Origin of the sequence: Paenibacillus sp. VCA1, from assembly GCF_031583795.1 — a bacterium.
Lineage (GTDB): Bacteria > Bacillota > Bacilli > Paenibacillales > Paenibacillaceae > Paenibacillus_AQ > Paenibacillus_AQ albilobatus.
This window is the reverse complement of sequence record NZ_JAVLSX010000001.1, coordinates 518,290-535,932: the sequence shown is the minus strand read 5'-3', so window position 1 is coordinate 535,932 and position 17,643 is coordinate 518,290. Positions and strand designations below refer to the sequence as shown.

Genomic DNA, 17,643 nt, shown 5'->3' with positions numbered 1-17,643 from the left:
TTTTCTCCCACAAAAATAAGCGTCCTTCAGATCTTCGAACGATCTTGGGACGCTTGTCTATTTTATGCTGTTGGACCCTGCGGCCGAAGGTTTCAAACGTTTACGTACCCTTCTTCTGCCTCCATGCCAAGCACGCGAATGACGTCGTTCGGGTAAACATGTACGCCGGCCGTACCGGTCAAAGCGATGCTTACCATGGCGCGCGCAAGGATTCTTGCCGGCATCGCCCGATATTTGGCCGCCCGGCCCCGCAAAAGCGGATCCAGGCTTCTCATGACCCAGGCCCCCGCCGCTTCGCCGAAGCGGAATTCTCCCCGGTCCCCGAGCAGCAGCGACGGACGAAACAGATGCACGCCCGGGATTCCCACGGAGCAAACGGCCTTTTCGGCCTCCCCTTTGACGCGGTTGTAAAAGATTTTGGAATTGGGATCGGCCCCCATGGCGGTGACGGCCAAAAACTGCCCGACGCCCTGCCGTTTGGCTATTTTCGCCGCCCGCAGCGGATACTCCAAGTCCACCTTGCGGAACTTCGTCTGCGACCCCGCTTTCCGGATCGTCGTGCCAAGGCAGCAAAACACATCCCTAGCCCCTTGGAACCGCTCCGCATGGTCCTCCAATTGTTCAAAGTCGATGACCGATTCGTGCAGCTTCGGATGCCGAACCCCCAGCGGCCGCCTCGTCAATACGCCAACGGATTCATAGGCTTCGCTGCGAAGCAGCTCTCCGAGCAATTCCCCGCCCACAAGTCCCGTGGCGCCAAGCACCAATGCGTGCAATCCGATCTTCCCCACCCCGCTTTCATGGATTTATTTGACCTCATTCTACCCGTTTCGGGCATCCGGTTTCAACAGGCTTCGTTCCCCAAACCGGCCGTTTTCCCGTAATCCAACCTCGCCCGGCCGCTTTCGGCAAACCCGTGTTTTATGCATGCGCTCCCCTCAGGCTTCCGCTGTCTTCTGCCGTAATACAACGATTTGAAATCCCCATGAAAAGCGAATATACTGATAAAGAATTATTTTAGAATGAACGTTCAGTATAAGTTGTGGATCGAAAGAAAGGTGAAATGAGGCCCATGAACAAAAAACAGCTTTCAAGTCAGCAGACGAAACAGAAAATCGCCGACGCCGCCCGCGCCTTGTTCGGGCAAAAAGGTTACGCCTCCACTTCCATCGAGGACATCGTTTCCGCCACGCAAATCAGCAAGGGCAATATGTATTACCATTTCAAAAACAAGGAAGGGCTGCTGCTCTACCTGCTCGACGAATGGAACCGGGAATGGGCCGAGCAATTTCAGGCAAAAAAGGCCCGTTACCATACCGTCAAGGAGCAGATGATCGCGCTGGTCGAACATTTTCTGCTGGACGGCTTTCAGCATCCGCTCACCAAGGCGATGAACGAATTTTACGCTACCGAGCTGATTACGTCGCCCAACCAGGATCGAATCGAAGAGATGATGCGGGAGTATCTTCGCAATTACGAGGAACTGCTGGAGGAAGGCATGCGGACGGGCGAGTTCAAGCCGGACGACGCTCGCATGCTCAGCATCATTCTTGAAGGCATGCTAGCCGGCATGGAGTTTTCTACGAACAAAATGTCTTTTGAACAAGCGCGTGCGCTTTACCTGAAAGCGATGCATGTTTTTCTGTACGGCATCACCGGGCTGACCGAGCCGCCGGCTGCGGAGAAGGCAAACGGCTAATTCATTTCATAAAAAGTGAACCTGCTTAAATTAATGGAGGAACCAATGAGTCAAGAAAAAAACCTGCTGCCTGCGCTGGAGACCGACCCCGTAGGCAAAGTTTTCGTACGCTACCTTATTCCGTCCCTTGTCGGCATGCTCATGATGTCGATCAACGTTGTCGCCGACGGCATTTTCGTCGGTCACCGTCTCGGCGCGCTGGCGCTGGCCGGCATCAACATCGCGTCCCCGGTATTTTCCGTATTTTTCGCCATGTCGCTGTGGCTCGGGATCGGCGGCGCAACCTTGTTTTCCCAAGCCAACGGCGCGAAAAACATCAAGCAAGCGCAGCGGATTTTCACCCACTCGCTTATCCTCATTTTCGTTCTGACGATGCTGGTCGCCGTCACCGCCTATCTGCTGCGCGTTCCTTTGGCTTATGCGCTCGGGGCCAACGGGGATACGCTCCCCCATGCCGTCGAATATATGACGGTGCTGCTCACTTACGGCTTTATCATTACGATCCAAAATGCATTCAGCCTGTTCGTCCGCAATGACGGCAACCCGAACCTGTCCATGATCTCGATGGTCGTTTCGGCGGTCCTCAACATTATTTTGAACTATATATTTTTGTACATGCTTGATATGAGCGTCAAAGGTTCGGCTCTGGCAACCGTCCTCGCCACGCTCGTTGGGGCGCTGGTGCTGTTCGTCCATTTTTTGCGCAAGGACCGGACGCTTTCCTTCGCCAAGCCGTTTTTTTCGCTGAAGCTGGCCGTCCGGACGTTGACGATCGGTTTTCCAAGCTTTATTTCCGAGGTCGGGCTATCCGTGTTTACGATCGGGTACAACGTAGCGATGGTGCGATGGGCCGGAACGGCGGGCGTCGCCGCCTTTTCGGTGCTCAATTACGCGCACAGCGTCATGCTGATGCTGTTCCTCGGCATGGGTTCGGCGATTCAGCCGCTGATCAGCTACTACCGCGGCGCCAAGCTGCGCCAACGCGAAGTGCAGACCGTCCGGATCGCCGTCGCTACGGCCTTCGTCTCCGGCATCGCCGTCTTTCTTCTCGGCCTCGCGTCCGCGGGCGGCATCGTATCGCTGTTCGGCGATTTCTCCGAAGAGGTTCGCTCGCTGGCGATCAACGGCATCCGGCTCTTTTTTATCGGATATATGTTTATGGGCGTCAATTTCGTCATGATGACCTTTTTCCAAGCGTCCGAACAGGTCAAAGCGGCGGTATGGATCACGTTATCAAGGGAAATTATTCTGATGGTCGTTTTCCTGCTGGTGCTGCCTCATCTGCTCGGAACGAACGGTGTATGGCTTTCCATCCCGCTGTCCGAATGCGTCGTGGCGGTTTCGATTTTCATTTATGTTCAATATTTGCAAAGATCGAAGCAAACGGCGGTATAAAAAATGCTTATCGACGTACTTTCACGGAAAACATACCGCGTTTAGCGGAAATTTTCATTGCGGAATCCTTTAAAATAAAACGCGTGAAACACGCGCCGCGCCTGCTTTCTCCCATTTATGGAGAGGGCAGGTTTTTTGTTTTGGAAAACATTGCGGTTCAAAAAATGATGTTCCGCCTATTGTATTAAGTGTATTAAGTGATATAATACACTTAAATCACTAATCGTACTTTTTTGTACGGCGGGAGGAACCTCTATGGAAGAACAGCAGGTTGGCTCGCTGCATTTTCAGATCGATTTCAGTCAACCTTTATATGAACAGATACTGGATCAAGCCAGAAGCGCAATTGCAAAAGGAGAGATCGCTTTGGGAGATAAAATGCCATCGGTAAGGGAACTGGCGCAGGAGCTGCGCATCAATCCGAACACCGTCATGCGGGCCTATCAGGAACTGGAGCGTGACGGATTGACGGAAAAACGGCGGGGTCAAGGCACGTTTGTGACCTCCTCCGCGGAGAACGTGGCCACCTTCCGGACGGCCTTGGCCGCCAAATACATCGACAGCTTTATGGAGCAAATGGAAAGCCTCGGGCTTTCATGGAAAGACATCGAAACATACATCCGCCGAAAAAAAGAAGCGGGAACGGGAGGGATCGGTTGATGACGGCAAACATCGTGGAATGCCATCAGGTTACGAAACGCTACGGCAATAAAACGGCGCTCAACCGGCTTGACCTCGCAATTCCCGCGGGACGGATCACAGGCATCCTCGGCCCGAACGGCTGCGGAAAGTCGACGTTTTTCCGGACGCTGTCCGGTTTGGTCAGACCGGATGAGGGACGGATCGAGGTACTCGGGAAAAAGCCGGGCTGGCAAACGAACGGCAGCATCGCCTATCTTCCGGACCGCGCCAGATGGTATCCGAGCCATACCGCAAGGCAGGCGCTTGAATGGGGAAAGTCCTTTCTTCCCGGCTTCTCGATGGAACGGGCGATCCGGTTGGCCGGCGACATGGACATCGACCTCGATATGCGCGTCGGCGGCATGAGCCGCGGCCAGGAAGCGCGAATCATGCTGATTCTGTGTCTTGCGCGCGAGGTGGACCTTGTGGTGCTTGACGAGCCGTTTACAGGCATCGACGTCATTTCCAGGGAAGCGATCGTCGCAAGCCTGATCGATTATTTTGAAGAAAGCGAGCAGTCTATCCTGATCAGCACCCATGACATTCAGGAAGTGGAAGGCCTCTTCGATTACACGGTGATGCTGAAGGCGGGCCAAGCGATCTGGTCCGGCAATACCGAGGATTTGAGAGCGGAATACGGCTCTTTGAGGGATGTTTTCCGCAAACTGTACGCGAAGGAGTGGAACGATTAATGTTTTCGGCAGTTTTCCGTGATCTGGTTCGCCATGAGTTCAAAAGCAAAGGACGCTGGAAGAGGCAAAACCGAATCGGCATTCCCCGGACATGGTGGTTGGTTTACTTTTTATGCATCTTTACCGTCGTCATCGGCACGCTCACCTATTTTGCCGTTCGAAAGGACCTCGAGTTAAACGCCCTTTGGACCGTTACTTTAGGTCTTCCCTACATCGCGTTTTTTCTCGGATTCGGATCGGTCAAAAACGAATGGAGCAACGATACCTACGGTTGGTGGCTGACGATCCCCCAGCCGCGCACGCGGCTGGTTGCCGCCAAATGGCTGGGCATCTGGCTGAAGGTATTGGCAGGGCTTTTAACGTTATATGTGGTCGTATCCGTGTACGTCATGATCCTCTCGTTTACCGTTTCCCATTATTCGTTCGCAACGACCCGGACGTTTATGGAAACCGGCTTTAACTGGCTGTCGCTGATTGTCGCGATCAGTCCGCTGATCATCGCGGTCGGCATGCTGATGGGCGTTCTTCAAAACACCGTCATCCGCCCTTTGGCGCCGATTCTATGGGTCGTGTTCATGGCGGGGCTTGGCCTAATGTATTCCATGACGGACAAGGTCTTCCCCGAAGAGGGTTTTCCCCAGGAATACAGCCTCTGGTCCTCCTATCCGCTTGAGCTTCCGCTCATCGTGGCGCTGGACTGGGTGCTCGCCTTCGCGGTACTTCGGCTTACGGCATTTTTGATTGAAAAGAAACTCGATTTATAGGGGGAACAAGTATGGTTCAAGTAATGATCAATTCACCGCAAACGGCTGAGACTGCTGCTTCTAACAATGGATACATGCTGGAGGTCAAAGGGCTTCGAAAAACGTACGCGAAAAAGCAGGCGCTCGAAAACGTCACCTTTTCGCTGAAACCGGGCACCTCGTTCGGCTTCCTCGGGCCCAATGGCGCAGGCAAATCGACGACCATGAAAATATTGACCGGCATCGTCAAAGCCGACAGCGGCACCGCAAAGCTGTTCGGCAAAGACGCGGCCAGCGAAACCGACGCCGTCGCGAAATACATCGGCTATGTTCCGCAGGACATTACGCTGTACGAAAAGCTGAGCGCATATCAGAATCTGGAATTTTTCGGGGAAGCCTACGGGGTCAAAGGCAAGGAGCTGAAGCATCGGATTCATGAGGTGCTTGCCAGAACCGGGCTGCTGGAACGGGCAAACGAGGCCGTCAGCACCTTCTCCGGCGGCATGAAAAGAAGGATCAACATCGCCGCCGCCCTGCTGCACCGTCCAAAGCTGCTCATTCTCGACGAACCGACGGTGGGGATCGACCCTCAGTCGCGCAACCATATTTTCGAGATGATCCGCGAGCTGAACGCCGAAGGCGTGACCATCATCTATTCCACGCATTACATGGAAGAAGTCGAAGCCCTCTGCGACGAAATTGCGATTATGGACCAGGGATCGATCAAAGCGATGGGACCGCTGGGCACACTGCTCGAGCAGTACGGCCAGAAGGCCATTTACCTGGAAGTTCCCGGTTTGGCCGAACCGCCCCGGGATTCCAACATTACCGCCTCCCGCAAAGAAGGTTCGGGGTGGCTGCTGGAAACGGAACAGCCTTCGGCCCTGATGCAGCATCTTTTGCGCGAGGCTTCGCAGCAGGCATGGGACGTCAAGCAGCTGGAAATCGTCCGCCCTTCGCTCGAAAGCGTGTTTTTGAAGGTCACCGGTACGGCGCTCCGCGATTAAACCGACAAGAAAAACGTCTATCGACTTACTTTCACAGAAGACAGACCGCGCTTAGCGGAAATTTCTCTTGAGATATAAGGAAGCCATCGCTTCGAAACTTATACTTTCTTATATCTTCAAGAACCTATTCGAAGCAAAGGAGATTCAAACGATGAGATCGATGATGATCAAAGAGCTGCGGCTCATTGGCAAAGATAAAAAAAGCTTCTTTTTCCTTCTCTTGATGCCCATTATTTTTATCGTGATGTTCGGGTCGGTGTTCAATCAAGGCGACAGCGGCGCTTCCGTCTCGCTGCGAACGGTCGACCAGGACCAGAGCGCCGCATCCAAAGCGCTGATAAGCCAAATGAAAGGCATCATGGATGTACAGCAGCTTCCCGCGGACGACTTAAACGGGCAGCTGGACAAAATCAAACAGGGGCAGTTCTCGGCCATGCTCGTGATCCCGAGCGGCTTCGAGCAAGCGATGAAATCGGGCCAAGCGGCCGACGTCAAGCTGTACCAAGACCCGTCCGCCCAGATGGAGGTCGCGCCGATCCAGGCGATTCTGAGCAGCATTTCCACCCAATACCGCGAGCAAAAGCTGACGGGCTTGCTGATCGCCAAAGGCGAGTCCAAAGCGCAGGCCGAAGCCGCCCTCGCGTCCCCGATCCGGATCGAAAACGTGGCAACGTCCTCCGACAAGTTTAGCATGATCGACCAAGTCGTGCCCGGCATGACCGTCATGTTCGTATTTTTTATCATGATTACGATGGCCCGCCGCTTTTTCGAGGAAAAGAAAACCGGTCTGCTGTCGCGCATCCGCACCACGCGCATCAAACCGCTTCATTATTTGCTTGGCATGTGGTTCCCGTTTGTTCTGACGGTCATCGCACAGTGCATCATTTTGTTCGCTTTCGGCCATTTCGTTTACGGGCTTGCGCTTGGCGACGTCGCGGCATTGTCGGTTATCGTCGTCTCCCTCAGCATCGCCGGCACGGGCATCGGCCTGGCGCTTTCCTTCCTCGTTCCCGGCGAAGGGGCGGCCATGGTCATCACGCAGGTCATTTCGATGGGAGGCGCCATGCTTGGCGGTTTGTGGGTCCCATCCTATCTCCTGCCGAAGGCCGTGCAGACGATCGGACATTTCCTGCCGCAATTTTGGGCGCAGCATTCGCTGCAGGATATCATCGCCCACGGCGCGCATCTCGGCGACGTATGGGGCGCCGCCCTCATCCTGCTCACGTTCGGCCTTGCCGGGCTCACCGTAGCCCTGCTCAGACTTCCCGGATTTCTCCGGTCCGCGGCCAACTGACGCTAACCACCGGCTTGCGCCGTGACGCACAACAACAAAGGGATGTTCTGCCTGTCGGCAGAGCATCCCTTTGCGCATGTCCAATCCTGCATATCCAATTATGCAACGGCTATGATCGTTATAGAAACGAACGCAAACCCGAGCAGCACCGCCGTCATTGCCGCAGACAGCTTCTTTTTCTCCGCGGGACGGTAAAATCTGCGCAGAGCAAATTTATTCCGGTGCAACACGTAAAGAACGGCCAAATTCGCGGCGAGAAGCAGCAGCATCTGGATCGGCGCCAGCTCCTTTCCGTCCGTCAGCGGCCTTTCGACGGCTCCTAAAACAAATAGTCCCATGACCAGAAACACGACGCTTCGCAATGCCTCGAGCGTCCAAAAAGCGGCTTTTCCAATGCCCATATCGTCCGCCTCCGCCTTGATTTATTCTAGATTCATACCGCTTCGTCCCGTACATGGACGGCAAGCGGCACCCTACCGAATTTACAATATCAGTCCCATACTTGTTTACATTTTACCAAAGGAACAGATCCTTCCACAACCCAAAAAAACGCCTGTCGTATTCGGCAGACGTTTTTCCGGATCAAGCTCCCCGTTTGGGAATGGAGGGCAGCTGTTTGCGCATATGGTCTACAAACGCTTTGGCAAACACCGGGTCCCACTGGCTTCCCCGGCCTTCGTCCAAAATGGAGAGGGCGATCGACGGCGCCATCCCCCTGCGGTATGGACGGTCGGAGGTCATCGCGTCATAGGCATCGGCCACGGCAATGATCCTTCCAAGCACCGGAATCTCCTCACCGGCAAGCCTATCCGGATACCCCTTCCCGTCGTAGCGTTCATGATGCGAACGGACCCCCGGAAGCAGCGGCGCCATCACTTCCTTCGGTTCGATCTGAAGCAGGATATTTTCGCCGAGGGCCGGGTGGGCTTTAATCTGATCGAATTCTTCCTCGGTCAGCCGCCCTTCCTTCAGCAGCACGGTATCGCGAATGCCGATTTTGCCGATGTCGTGCAGCAGCGCGGACTTTCGGATAATGGCCAGCTCCTCGGGAGACATGCCGCACAGCCGTCCGATCTGCTCCGAATATTCGGCGACGCGCAGCGAATGTCCGGCGGTATACGGATCGCGCGCATCCAGCGCGACCGCGAGCGTGACGAAATAGCTGTCCAGCATCACCCGGCTTTCCTCTTCCCGCATTTGCAAGGCGCCGACCATCATGTTGAAACCGGTAACCAGCTTGGAAAACTCGTCGGAATAGACGTTTTGAACCTTCGTCAGCCGGCCTTCCTTAATGTCGTTCATCGCATCGTACAACTGGGAGATCGGCCGTTCAATATCTTGCGTAATCAGCCTCGCCCCCATATAAACGAAAGCCGCGTCAATAAGCAGGATCATTCCGGCCCAGCCCCAATAATTTTGAAACATGTCGACTTCCAGCCGATGCAGCCGGATATGCGCGGCAATGCTGAACAGCAGCAGCGGCAGGATGCCGATCAGCATGCCGCTCACCAGAAATTTAGGGCGGATCGGCAGCAGGACATGGTCATCGGCATCCAGTTCCACCCGAAACCTTTGTTCGGCCAGCGTTTTGATCTCGAGCAAAAGCGGGCGAATCGCGGCCGTCGTCAAGAAAAAATCCAGCATCGCGTGCATGCCCGCCACCAGCAGCGCCCCCATGGCAGCCACCAATACGTAGAAATCGGGAAATGACAACAGGCCCTCATGCAGCATCCATACCGTGAGAGCCAGCGCCGGAATGGAGAAGCTCAGCTGATGCGGCACCAGAATACGGAATACGGACAATAACGGCAGCCGGTGCGTACGGACGTATGCCTTCCGAAGCACCTCAAGATCCGCTTCCGGGGCAAGCCCCTGCCGGACCGGCCGGATATGGCGAGCGAAAGCGATCCACTCGGCAACGCCCATGCAGGCAAGCGAAACGAGCAAAATGAACGCAAGACGCTGATATTCATCCGGAGTCATGTCCACCTGCGTAGGAACGATCGCGCTGCCGACGACGAGAACCGTTAACAGCAAGCCGATCATATAATTGCGCAGCAGTTTGCCCAGAAACGACCGGTACACCTTCCTCGCCTTCGGACAAGAAGAATCGGTATTCATAAAGCAAAGCCTTCCTTGTTCAAAATTCATAAAAAATGGCTAGTCCAATACTACTATCATTATCGGCCGAAAGAATGAAATATGTGACAATAATCTCGACAAACCTTTCCCTTTCCGTAACTTTTTGTGACAACGGCAAAAAAAGCCCGCCGAAGCGGAGCAAAGACGCATGTTTATGACTTTCTTCATAGCTTTCCTTGAAGTGACTTCCAGTTCAGGCTGGAATATGCCCGGATTCCGTCTTTCCCCTGCTCCGTTGCGGTGCCCTCCCGTCCGGAATCCGTTTGCCCGATCATCGCCCGGATAAGTCGCTTTTCAAAAAGGTTGCAAAATCTTGGTTTTCATGGTATAATTCGAAAATGTACAATTTCATTTAACCCCAATTGTTCCTCGCAACAAAGAATAACTCTTCGGATCCGCGAATCCTTCCATCGGATCATCGAAGCATTAAATTCCTATTTTGAATGACCCAAACGAAGTAAGAGTTTAAGACAAGACGCATTCTGATTCACGCTGGCGCGGTCATCGGAGCCGCAAGGACAAAAGAGAGGTAGGGCTTTTGTTGTTTTGGAAAGGTCATTATTCTGTTTACCGACAAGACTAAAGGAACCGGCTGCAGTCTGGCTTTTTCGGACTGTCAGGGGTTAAATAGATGGCGTCATGCTGCGCCAGACAACACATAGAACCCCCGGGAGCTGCTCACCGCAGCCCTTCGGGGGTTCGTCCATTTCATATGTTGTAGCCTTTGATCGGCGTTTTGATCGGAGCGCCCCGCTTCATGTATTCCAGAAGGGCGATCGGATTGTTGTCCATGCCCCCCGCGTTGACGCGGTACCCGATATATTGGCCGGGGCTGTTGATTCCCGTCTTGACGGAAAACGTCACCTGAATGCCTAGCTTATGGCAGATGTCGATCACCGGTTTCGAATATCCGCCATACGGAAACGCCAAAATGTTTCGCGTATTTCCGAGTTTCTCCCGCAAAATTTGATCGGACAAGGCCAGATCCCGCGTGACTCTCCGAACGTAATCTTCGTTCGTTTCCACGCGGCGCAGCGTCTTGTTGTCCTCCGGACCCATCAGCATCGGTTCGGCCCGATCCTTGTTTTTGCCGGTAATACGAATATAACCGTAAGCATGGGAATCGTAGGTATGGCTGTAAAAATCGATGAATCCCGTCCGATGCATGGCCTGCACCTGCTGCCAATTCAGCTTGGGAAGCCCGGGATGCTTCGGGTTGCCTATGGTCGCGACGATCAGGAAATTGGTAGCGGGCGCGTGATATTCCTCCAAAATCGGATACACGTATTTGTAAAACGTCTCATAACCGTCGTCAAACGTCAAAAGCACCGCATTATTCGGTACGGGACGCCGCTTCGTAATAAAATCCGCATACTGCTCCATCGTGATCCAGTGGAAGCCGTTGGCTTTCATTGCATCGAGCTGCTGTTTGAAAACGGCCGTATCCAGGCTTTTGGCGTTGGTCGGATGGGGCTGTACGTCATGGTACATCAGAACGATGACTTTATTTTTGTAATATATGGCATTTGGCGTCGGCCGGGTGGAAAAGAATCCGTGTACGCGCGCCCCTCCTGCCTCCCCTTTTACATGGGTTCGTGCAGGGTGGTAAACATAAGGCCCCTCCCGCCAAAGAAACAACGATGCGATCAACAACAAGATGCCGAAAGTGCCGTATGAGAGCATTTTTTTTCGATGCATGACTTCCTTGAACTCCTTTATAACGATTCATGGGCAAAATCGTCCGATTTCCGAATATTTCGCGTTGTCGGGCGGTGCATTCCCTGTATTATAAACATACTCTGAAAACAAGGAGTGATGCAAATGCCGGATTATAGGATCATCGTCGACCTTTCGGATCGCACGCTTTATCTTTTGGACGGAGACCAAGTCGTCAAATCCTACCCCGTGGGCATCGGCAAAATGGTAACCAGCACCCCCACGGGCGAATTTACGATCATCAACAAGCAGCTTCATCCCGGCGGGCCGTTCGGCGCTTTATGGATGGGTCTTTCCAAACCCCATTACGGCATACACGGAACCAACAACCCCTCTTCGATCGGGCACGAGGTGTCTCACGGCTGCATTCGGATGTACAACGAGGACGTGCTTGATCTTTCGTCTTACGTGCCGGTCGGCACCCGCGTGACGATCCGGCCGTAGCAGGCCGGGAATCGGAGCTTGAGGGCTCCGCGACAACAAAACCCTGCAGGAAACGGACGTTTCTTGCAGGGCTGCGGCTGTTGTTTTTCGCTTCTTATGGACTACTCTTTTACCGGAAATGCCATGACGCTCATCAGCGCGTTTTCCGCCTGCGTGGAATCCAGCCTGCTGTACTGCACGTACACCGGGCCGCTGCTAACGACTTCCATCGCATATGGAACGCCTTTCGGAATGAAACGTCCTTCCGCCTGCAGCGACGCGGTCCGAATATGCTTCGTGCGCCGGCCTCCAACCGTCGTCTTCATTCCCAACAAGGGCTCCCTGTCCTCAAAAAAAGCGTTGACGGTGACCGTAACTTCTTCCCCGTTCAAATTAAGCACGCATATCGATTCATGGCTCTCCAGCTGCCCGCTGCTATCCGGCGGAATGTATCCGTCCGGGATGATCCACTGCAATTCGCCATTGGACATGATCGGTTCCTCCGCTTCCATTACATATTGAACATGCAAAGACAGTCGTCCCCCTTCGTCGCTTTACACATTCTGCGGATCAAACCGTTTTCCCTTCCCTTTCCGTAAAAAAAGCTTCGGCAAGTCGTCATTTCGTGCTTCCCGAGTCTTTCGGTCCATTAACCTGAATCCCTTTTTCATGCCGGTATTGGATCACGAGCTGGCGCCAAAAATCGTAACTCCCCTTTTCGTCGGATATATAAGGCTTGTAAAAGTCGTAGGCTTCCTGCGCCCAAACCGGACAAGGCATACTCAGCAGACTTTCCTGCCGCTTGATCCAAGCCGCCTGTTGGGCAACCGTCGCCTGCAGCGCCTCGAAGGCCGCTTTTTCTTCATTGGTCATCGGCTCCGCTTCCTTTCCCTTGGCATCATATTGGTACAAACCGTACTTGTCCATGATTTGAACCAGTTTATCCGCATATTGCGGATCGGTTGCATAGCCGGCCTTCGCCACCGCCCGGGCCGCCGATCTTCCATCCGTGTTCAATGCATCCCTGTACCGCCGGTCTCCGGCCGGGCCGTTGACGATCAGCCGGGAATGGTCTTGCATGGACTCCTCCCAGTTGTGGTACATGCGGAAATAGGCGAATATTTGCACCCAAGCGCCCCTGACATATTCCGAGGTCTGCATGCGGATGCTTCCTGCCGGCCCTTCGCCTTTGATTCCGAACAAGTTATTCGCTTGCGCGGCCAAACGGCTTTCCCCCCACGAGGACTCAAGCGCCGCCTGAGCGATCGTCAGGGAAGCCGGAACCCCCGTCTTCGATTGGTCCGCAACCGCGAGCGGAGCGATTTTGGCGATGAAATTTTCCTGTTTCACCTAAAGGTACCCCCTTTCCGCAATAGACGAGCATAAAGCGCAACAGTCCTTATACCATTCCATGCCAAGCGGCGCCGGTCTGCCTGTACGGCCATCCCTGTCGGGAATCAGAAGCAAGCCCGTTTTCCGTATTCGGGAGGAGCACCCGAATACGGCAGGCACGGAACACGCCGCGATCCAACCATCGGGCGACACTTGCACAAGCCTGCAAACTTTTTTAAGATTAACAGAAACCATAACCTTGAAATATGGAAGTCCGGGGTACACATGATCATCATATGGCTTTGGAAGGGGAAAACATTATATGAACGATTCGAAATGCCAAATCATCCGCGAAGAAGTCCTGCCGGGGATTTTTGCCGCCCAGGCCCGTCCCGAAGACAAAATGGCGGTGAACAGCCTGATGGTGCAAGCCGCGGCCTGGCTGCAAGGCAAAGGCTCAAAGCAGTGGCATGAGCTGCTTGCCGGGGAAGACCGCCACGGAGTCGCCGAGGCGGTCGACCGCGGCGACGTGTTTATTTTCAAACAGGGCGACGCCCTTGCGGGCATGGTGATTCTTCAGCAGCATGCGAGCGCATGGGATCGTGCGCTATGGGGCAATGAAGGACATGAATCCGCGGTTTATTTGCACCGCCTTTGCATTGACCGCGCTTTTGCGGGACGGCAGCTCGGAAGCGCCATTTTGAACTGGGCCGTAAACGGCATCCGTTTCCCGCATAAGGACCGGATCCGTTTGGACTGCATCGCATCGGTGCCCGCGTTGAACAGCCTGTACAGCGGAGCGGGATTCGAATCCCGGGGTTCCGCTCCGGATGCGCCGTTTAATCTCTATGAAAAGCCGGTCCCCTCGGAAGCCTGACGTTCAAAGTCTCCGAAACGAAATGAATACCACAGATTTACCCCGCTTCGAAGGCGGTCCAGGTTTTTGCAGGAAACTTCGGAAACGATGCATTGTTATCGACAAAAAAAGGCGGCATCCGCAATGGAAGCCGCCTTTCCCGTTACTCACTCAGTAGCCGGATGAATCCAGCGTACGCCCGATTTTGTCCAGCATAATCCGGCTTTCTTCATTCAACCCTTGAACGGTAACCCGTTTGCCAAGAGCAGCGTATTTGTCGACCACTTTGGAAAGGGCGTTTGTCGCCGATTGGTCCCATAGATTCGAACCCGTAAAGTCGATGACGACCTGATCGGGATCCTCCGGATACGCAAACAGCTGGGGAAACTGCGCCATCGTGCCAAAAAACAGCTGCCCGTGGATCCGGTACAACTTGGCCCCCTCCCCGGACCATTCCGTGGAGGCATGAATCCGGGCCATGTTCCAGCCGAACCGCAGCGCGCTCAAAACGACGCCCGCCACGACGCCAAACGCCAGATTGGAAGTCGCCACCACGATCGCAACCGTCACGGCCATCACAACCGTGTCGCCGAGCGGCACCTTATGCAGCGTACGCAAGGAGTTCCAATCGAACGTGCCGACCGACACCATGATCATCACGCCCACGAGTGCCGCCATCGGAATTACCTTGACCACGCTGCCCAGCGCAATAATGAGGAACAGCAGAAAGATGCCCGCAACCAGGGTCGAAAGCCGGGACCGTCCGCCGGATTTCACGTTGATGACGGTCTGTCCGATCATCGCGCAGCCGGCCATCCCGCCGAACAACCCCGAAACAATATTGGCAAGGCCCTGCCCTTTGATTTCACGGTTTTTATCGCTGGCCGTTTCCGTGAGCTCGTCCACCAGGTTCGCCGTCAGCAGCGATTCCGTCATTCCGACGACGGCAAGCGCCAGCGCGTAAGGCAGCACGGTAATAAACAGATGAAACGACAACGCCACCGAAGGAATGTGGAAGGATGGCAGCGTCTGCGTAATCGTCCCCATATCGCCTACCGTTCGGACGTCGGCATGGGTCAATACCGAAATGACCGTCATGGCGATGATCGCCACCAGCGCCGAAGGAACGGCTTTCGTCAGGAGCGGGAACAAATAGATGATAGCGAGCGTTCCGGCAACCATCAGATACATCACCCAGGTTGCGCCCGCGAAATTGGGAAGCTGCGCCATAAAAATAACGATGGCCAGCGCATTGACGAAGCCGACAATGACCGGCTGGGGCACAAATGTAATCAATCGCCCAAACTTAAGCTGGCCCATGATCCACTGCAATATTCCAGTCAAAATCGTGGTTGCGAATAAATATTCGATCCCGTATTTGGCTACGATCGGCCCCATCAGGGAAGCCATCGCCCCCGTTGCTGCCGAAATCATGCCTGGCCGTCCCCCAACAAACGATATCGTCACCGCAATCAGGAAAGAAGCGTAAAGCCCGACCATCGGGTCCACGCCCGCCATCAAAGAAAACGCAATCGCCTCCGGGATCAGGGCGAACGCCACCGTCAAGCCCGATAACATATCCCTTTTGACATTACTAAAGAAGCCTTGTTTTAATCCATTCCAAAACAAAGAGATAATTCCTCCTATCTATTTTTTAAAAGCAAGCATCCGAACATGTCCAAAGTCTAGTTAAAAATAATAGCTCCCCACTCTCAGGTTCGCCCAGGTCCGATTTTCACTGGTCAACATTATAAACATAAAATAGAGCGATCCCAAAACGCCATGTAAACGGTTCAAATCCTTATTTCCTCTCCAATAATGCCGAATGCTCCTTATTATTGGCGATTTCTTACGGTAATAAATGAGCGTTTTACCTGCTGTTTCTATCACGAAACATCTCACAGCTTCTGAATAGTATATTACTAGAAACGAGGATGTTCCTTGCATCTTCGTTTCCCGCCAACCCTCATGCTTCACCCATCACTCCCCTTACTTGGCAAAAAGCCTGCGGCCCCCGCTCATCCGCAGGCTTTTTGCATGGGTGCATCTCGCATACAAGCGATTCAATATGAAAATAGAGTCCGCTGCTATTTGCAGGAGAAGCGGCGACTTAGCGATGACGGAATCCGCATGCGCATTGACGGGCGCGCTAAGGCAGCCCGGGATGAACAAACCTCATAGCCGAAAGAGGCCACCCCCGTACCGTTTAAAGGTACGGGGGTGGCCCCCCGGTGAAGATATCACAACACGTTTGTTGTTTTACTCTACGTTTATGGGTCCGACGGAAGTCGACAGGGTGATCGGCGGACCTCCTCCGTTGATCTCGTGTTCGCCGTTCGAGACGCCGGACAATGCCCCAAGCTCGCTTTCCGCCTTCAGCGTGTATTTCATCGAATCGGCAAATGCGGCGCGAATGCTCCCGACATCGGTTCGGGCCGTCAGGCCGCCGCCTTCCTCGATCCCGTTCAACCGAAGCTCCACGCTTCCGGCATTGGACCCGATATCGGACTTACCCGCGATCCGGCCCTCCTTCACGACAATATTCCCCACGTCGCTATGGATCCGGTAGGTTCCCCGGAAGCCGTCCACGCTTATTTCCCCGACGTCGCTCGCGACGTCGATTCCCGCAACCGTTGCAGGAAGCTCGATATCATAATCGATGATGAAATCGGAATACCCGTATTTGGAGTCGGCCCAGTCCCATAGATTTCGGCCGGTGTCTTCTTTGGAGCTTGTGATGAGCTTCAGCTGGCCGTCCTTTGGAATCAAGGATGTGACTGCTTGTTCGCTCAAGTTCCGGTAAGAAGATCGCTCCTTCAAAAACCAAATGGTCGTCTTTACCTTTACGGCGTCTCCGTCTCCAGCCGCAAGGCGGATGTTTCCGACCCGGTGGTCGATACGCAATACCGTATCGGCGCGGGCTTCCCCTTCGGCGGAAAGCTCAACCGGTTCGCCCTCCCGCTTTAATCGTTCCGCGGCGCCGGCCGCGGCATTTCCCACCGAATCTCCTGCGGCTGCCGCCACTTCCTGGATGTCCTTCTTGACCGTTTGCGCGGCTTCGTGAACGGTGTCGCAGCCCGCCAAAAACAGAACGGACACCATCGCCGCAGCAATGGCCCATCGGTATGATCTCTTCATTAAATAGGTCCCCTTCCGATTCCCGCTGGTTATTTCTGGTACCCATTATACGGGGTGGAGGGACTACGCGCGCCGAGCCAAAGACGGGTCTTCTCCTGGACTTTGGTCGGGGCGCGATGCTTGTATCGGAGGGTTCGCCCCGATGTCAAATATGTACGGCCCGGATATCCTCGAATCGGATCCACTGCCAGTCATCTTCCTCGCGGAGTTTGATTTCCTTCAAATAGGTATTGATGACCGTCACGAAACCGCGCAGCCGTCGGGTTCCATTCGGCGTATCGACCGTCAGACCGATTTTGACATGCTCTTCGAGCGAGCGTGCAAGCTCGCGTTCCACCCCGGCCCAGTCCGTTATTTCCCGTTGCGAGCCGAACGTCTCCCTGGAATCCTGTTCCGGGGCCATCACTGCGGATCGATGCGGTTTATCCATCATTAATCATCTCCCGTTTATCATTCAAGAACAAGTGTTCCCATTATAACTTAAATGATTCCCTTTTGGCAATGCCAAATGCCTCCCCTAGGATG

At 54.2% G+C, this 17,643-nt stretch carries 18 protein-coding genes; 9 read left to right on the top strand and 9 right to left on the bottom strand.

Features of this window, described 5'->3' with window-relative positions; all coding sequences use genetic code 11:
* Nucleotides 1-92 precede the first annotated feature (92 nt).
* A complete protein-coding gene (locus tag RJP21_RS02295; RefSeq protein WP_310858119.1) occupies nucleotides 93-782 on the bottom strand; it encodes an oxidoreductase in 690 nt (229 codons plus the stop codon).
* Nucleotides 783-1,072: 290 nt separating this feature from the next.
* Here RJP21_RS02295 and RJP21_RS02290 point away from each other — a divergent pair, with 290 nt between their 5' ends.
* From RJP21_RS02290 to RJP21_RS02260, 7 genes are all read left to right on the top strand, one after another.
* Nucleotides 1,073-1,699, top strand: coding sequence for a TetR/AcrR family transcriptional regulator (locus RJP21_RS02290; RefSeq protein ID WP_310857922.1), 627 nt, complete (start codon nucleotides 1,073-1,075; stop codon nucleotides 1,697-1,699).
* Between the two features lie 45 nt (nucleotides 1,700-1,744).
* Nucleotides 1,745-3,094: an MATE family efflux transporter gene (locus RJP21_RS02285; protein ID WP_310857921.1), complete on the top strand. Its 1,350-nt coding sequence runs from the start codon at nucleotides 1,745-1,747 to the stop codon at nucleotides 3,092-3,094.
* Nucleotides 3,095-3,349: 255 nt separating this feature from the next.
* Nucleotides 3,350-3,754: a GntR family transcriptional regulator gene (locus tag RJP21_RS02280; protein ID WP_310857920.1), complete on the top strand. Its 405-nt coding sequence runs from the start codon at nucleotides 3,350-3,352 to the stop codon at nucleotides 3,752-3,754.
* Nucleotides 3,754-4,467, top strand: coding sequence for an ABC transporter ATP-binding protein (locus RJP21_RS02275; protein WP_310857919.1), 714 nt, complete (start codon nucleotides 3,754-3,756; stop codon nucleotides 4,465-4,467). Before RJP21_RS02280 ends, RJP21_RS02275 begins: the two co-directional genes overlap by 1 nt.
* Nucleotides 4,467-5,231, top strand: coding sequence for an ABC transporter permease (locus RJP21_RS02270; protein ID WP_310857918.1), 765 nt, complete (start codon nucleotides 4,467-4,469; stop codon nucleotides 5,229-5,231). Before RJP21_RS02275 ends, RJP21_RS02270 begins: the two co-directional genes overlap by 1 nt.
* 11 nt (nucleotides 5,232-5,242) lie before the next feature.
* A complete protein-coding gene (locus RJP21_RS02265; protein ID WP_310857917.1) occupies nucleotides 5,243-6,217 on the top strand; it encodes an ABC transporter ATP-binding protein in 975 nt (324 codons plus the stop codon).
* A 151-nt stretch (nucleotides 6,218-6,368) separates the two neighbouring features.
* Nucleotides 6,369-7,511 (top strand): ABC transporter permease, encoded by a 1,143-nt coding sequence (locus RJP21_RS02260; protein ID WP_310857916.1) that lies wholly within the window; start codon nucleotides 6,369-6,371, stop codon nucleotides 7,509-7,511.
* Between the two features lie 98 nt (nucleotides 7,512-7,609).
* Here the strand turns inward: RJP21_RS02260 and RJP21_RS02255 are convergent, their stop codons facing one another.
* The 3 genes from RJP21_RS02255 to RJP21_RS02245 form a co-directional block, all read right to left on the bottom strand.
* Nucleotides 7,610-7,912 (bottom strand): hypothetical protein, encoded by a 303-nt coding sequence (locus RJP21_RS02255; RefSeq protein WP_310857915.1) that lies wholly within the window; start codon nucleotides 7,910-7,912, stop codon nucleotides 7,610-7,612.
* A 181-nt stretch (nucleotides 7,913-8,093) separates the two neighbouring features.
* Nucleotides 8,094-9,632 (bottom strand): HD domain-containing phosphohydrolase, encoded by a 1,539-nt coding sequence (locus RJP21_RS02250; RefSeq protein WP_310857914.1) that lies wholly within the window; start codon nucleotides 9,630-9,632, stop codon nucleotides 8,094-8,096.
* A gap of 729 nt (nucleotides 9,633-10,361) precedes the next feature.
* The gene (locus tag RJP21_RS02245; RefSeq protein ID WP_310857913.1) at nucleotides 10,362-11,351 is read right to left on the bottom strand and encodes a polysaccharide deacetylase family protein; all 990 of its coding nucleotides are present in this window, start codon (nucleotides 11,349-11,351) and stop codon (nucleotides 10,362-10,364) included.
* Between the two features lie 123 nt (nucleotides 11,352-11,474).
* Between RJP21_RS02245 and RJP21_RS02240 the strand changes: the two genes are divergently transcribed.
* Complete coding sequence (locus tag RJP21_RS02240; protein ID WP_160038980.1) at nucleotides 11,475-11,813, top strand: L,D-transpeptidase; 339 nt, start codon at nucleotides 11,475-11,477, stop codon at nucleotides 11,811-11,813.
* 101 nt (nucleotides 11,814-11,914) lie between these two features.
* Here RJP21_RS02240 and RJP21_RS02235 read toward each other — a convergent pair whose 3' ends face one another.
* A complete protein-coding gene (locus RJP21_RS02235; RefSeq protein WP_310858118.1) occupies nucleotides 11,915-12,283 on the bottom strand; it encodes a sensory rhodopsin transducer in 369 nt (122 codons plus the stop codon).
* Nucleotides 12,284-12,410: 127 nt separating this feature from the next.
* Nucleotides 12,411-13,142, bottom strand: a complete 732-nt coding sequence (locus tag RJP21_RS02230; protein WP_310857912.1) for a glycoside hydrolase family 73 protein — start codon at nucleotides 13,140-13,142, stop codon at nucleotides 12,411-12,413.
* Nucleotides 13,143-13,446: 304 nt separating this feature from the next.
* Between RJP21_RS02230 and RJP21_RS02225 the strand changes: the two genes are divergently transcribed.
* Nucleotides 13,447-14,001, top strand: a complete 555-nt coding sequence (locus tag RJP21_RS02225; protein WP_310857911.1) for a GNAT family N-acetyltransferase — start codon at nucleotides 13,447-13,449, stop codon at nucleotides 13,999-14,001.
* Nucleotides 14,002-14,151: 150 nt separating this feature from the next.
* On the opposite strand, the gene RJP21_RS02220 is transcribed toward RJP21_RS02225, so the two are convergent.
* The 3 genes from RJP21_RS02220 to RJP21_RS02210 form a co-directional block, all read right to left on the bottom strand.
* Complete coding sequence (locus RJP21_RS02220; protein ID WP_310858117.1) at nucleotides 14,152-15,558, bottom strand: SulP family inorganic anion transporter; 1,407 nt, start codon at nucleotides 15,556-15,558, stop codon at nucleotides 14,152-14,154.
* 681 nt (nucleotides 15,559-16,239) lie between these two features.
* The gene (locus RJP21_RS02215) at nucleotides 16,240-17,118 is read right to left on the bottom strand and encodes a DUF4097 family beta strand repeat-containing protein (RefSeq protein ID WP_310857910.1); all 879 of its coding nucleotides are present in this window, start codon (nucleotides 17,116-17,118) and stop codon (nucleotides 16,240-16,242) included.
* Between the two features lie 145 nt (nucleotides 17,119-17,263).
* Complete coding sequence (locus tag RJP21_RS02210; protein ID WP_310857909.1) at nucleotides 17,264-17,551, bottom strand: YolD-like family protein; 288 nt, start codon at nucleotides 17,549-17,551, stop codon at nucleotides 17,264-17,266.
* Between the last annotated feature and the right edge of the window lie 92 nt (nucleotides 17,552-17,643).

Bases quoted from the DNA above. Each gene is read 5' to 3' on its own strand.
- RJP21_RS02290 (WP_310857922.1), top strand. From the start codon at position 1,073: ATGAACAAAAAACAGCTTTCAAGTCAGCAGACGAAACAGAAAATCGCC.
- RJP21_RS02285 (WP_310857921.1), top strand. From the start codon at position 1,745: ATGAGTCAAGAAAAAAACCTGCTGCCTGCGCTGGAGACCGACCCCGTA.
- RJP21_RS02280 (WP_310857920.1), top strand. From the start codon at position 3,350: ATGGAAGAACAGCAGGTTGGCTCGCTGCATTTTCAGATCGATTTCAGT.
- RJP21_RS02275 (WP_310857919.1), top strand. From the start codon at position 3,754: ATGACGGCAAACATCGTGGAATGCCATCAGGTTACGAAACGCTACGGC.
- RJP21_RS02270 (WP_310857918.1), top strand. From the start codon at position 4,467: ATGTTTTCGGCAGTTTTCCGTGATCTGGTTCGCCATGAGTTCAAAAGC.
- RJP21_RS02265 (WP_310857917.1), top strand. From the start codon at position 5,243: ATGGTTCAAGTAATGATCAATTCACCGCAAACGGCTGAGACTGCTGCT.
- RJP21_RS02260 (WP_310857916.1), top strand. From the start codon at position 6,369: ATGAGATCGATGATGATCAAAGAGCTGCGGCTCATTGGCAAAGATAAA.
- RJP21_RS02255 (WP_310857915.1), bottom strand. From the start codon at position 7,912: ATGGGCATTGGAAAAGCCGCTTTTTGGACGCTCGAGGCATTGCGAAGC.
- RJP21_RS02250 (WP_310857914.1), bottom strand. From the start codon at position 9,632: ATGAATACCGATTCTTCTTGTCCGAAGGCGAGGAAGGTGTACCGGTCG.
- RJP21_RS02245 (WP_310857913.1), bottom strand. From the start codon at position 11,351: ATGCATCGAAAAAAAATGCTCTCATACGGCACTTTCGGCATCTTGTTG.
- RJP21_RS02240 (WP_160038980.1), top strand. From the start codon at position 11,475: ATGCCGGATTATAGGATCATCGTCGACCTTTCGGATCGCACGCTTTAT.
- RJP21_RS02235 (WP_310858118.1), bottom strand. From the start codon at position 12,283: ATGTCCAATGGCGAATTGCAGTGGATCATCCCGGACGGATACATTCCG.
- RJP21_RS02225 (WP_310857911.1), top strand. From the start codon at position 13,447: ATGAACGATTCGAAATGCCAAATCATCCGCGAAGAAGTCCTGCCGGGG.
- RJP21_RS02220 (WP_310858117.1), bottom strand. From the start codon at position 15,558: ATGTTATCGGGCTTGACGGTGGCGTTCGCCCTGATCCCGGAGGCGATT.
- RJP21_RS02215 (WP_310857910.1), bottom strand. From the start codon at position 17,118: ATGAAGAGATCATACCGATGGGCCATTGCTGCGGCGATGGTGTCCGTT.
- RJP21_RS02210 (WP_310857909.1), bottom strand. From the start codon at position 17,551: ATGATGGATAAACCGCATCGATCCGCAGTGATGGCCCCGGAACAGGAT.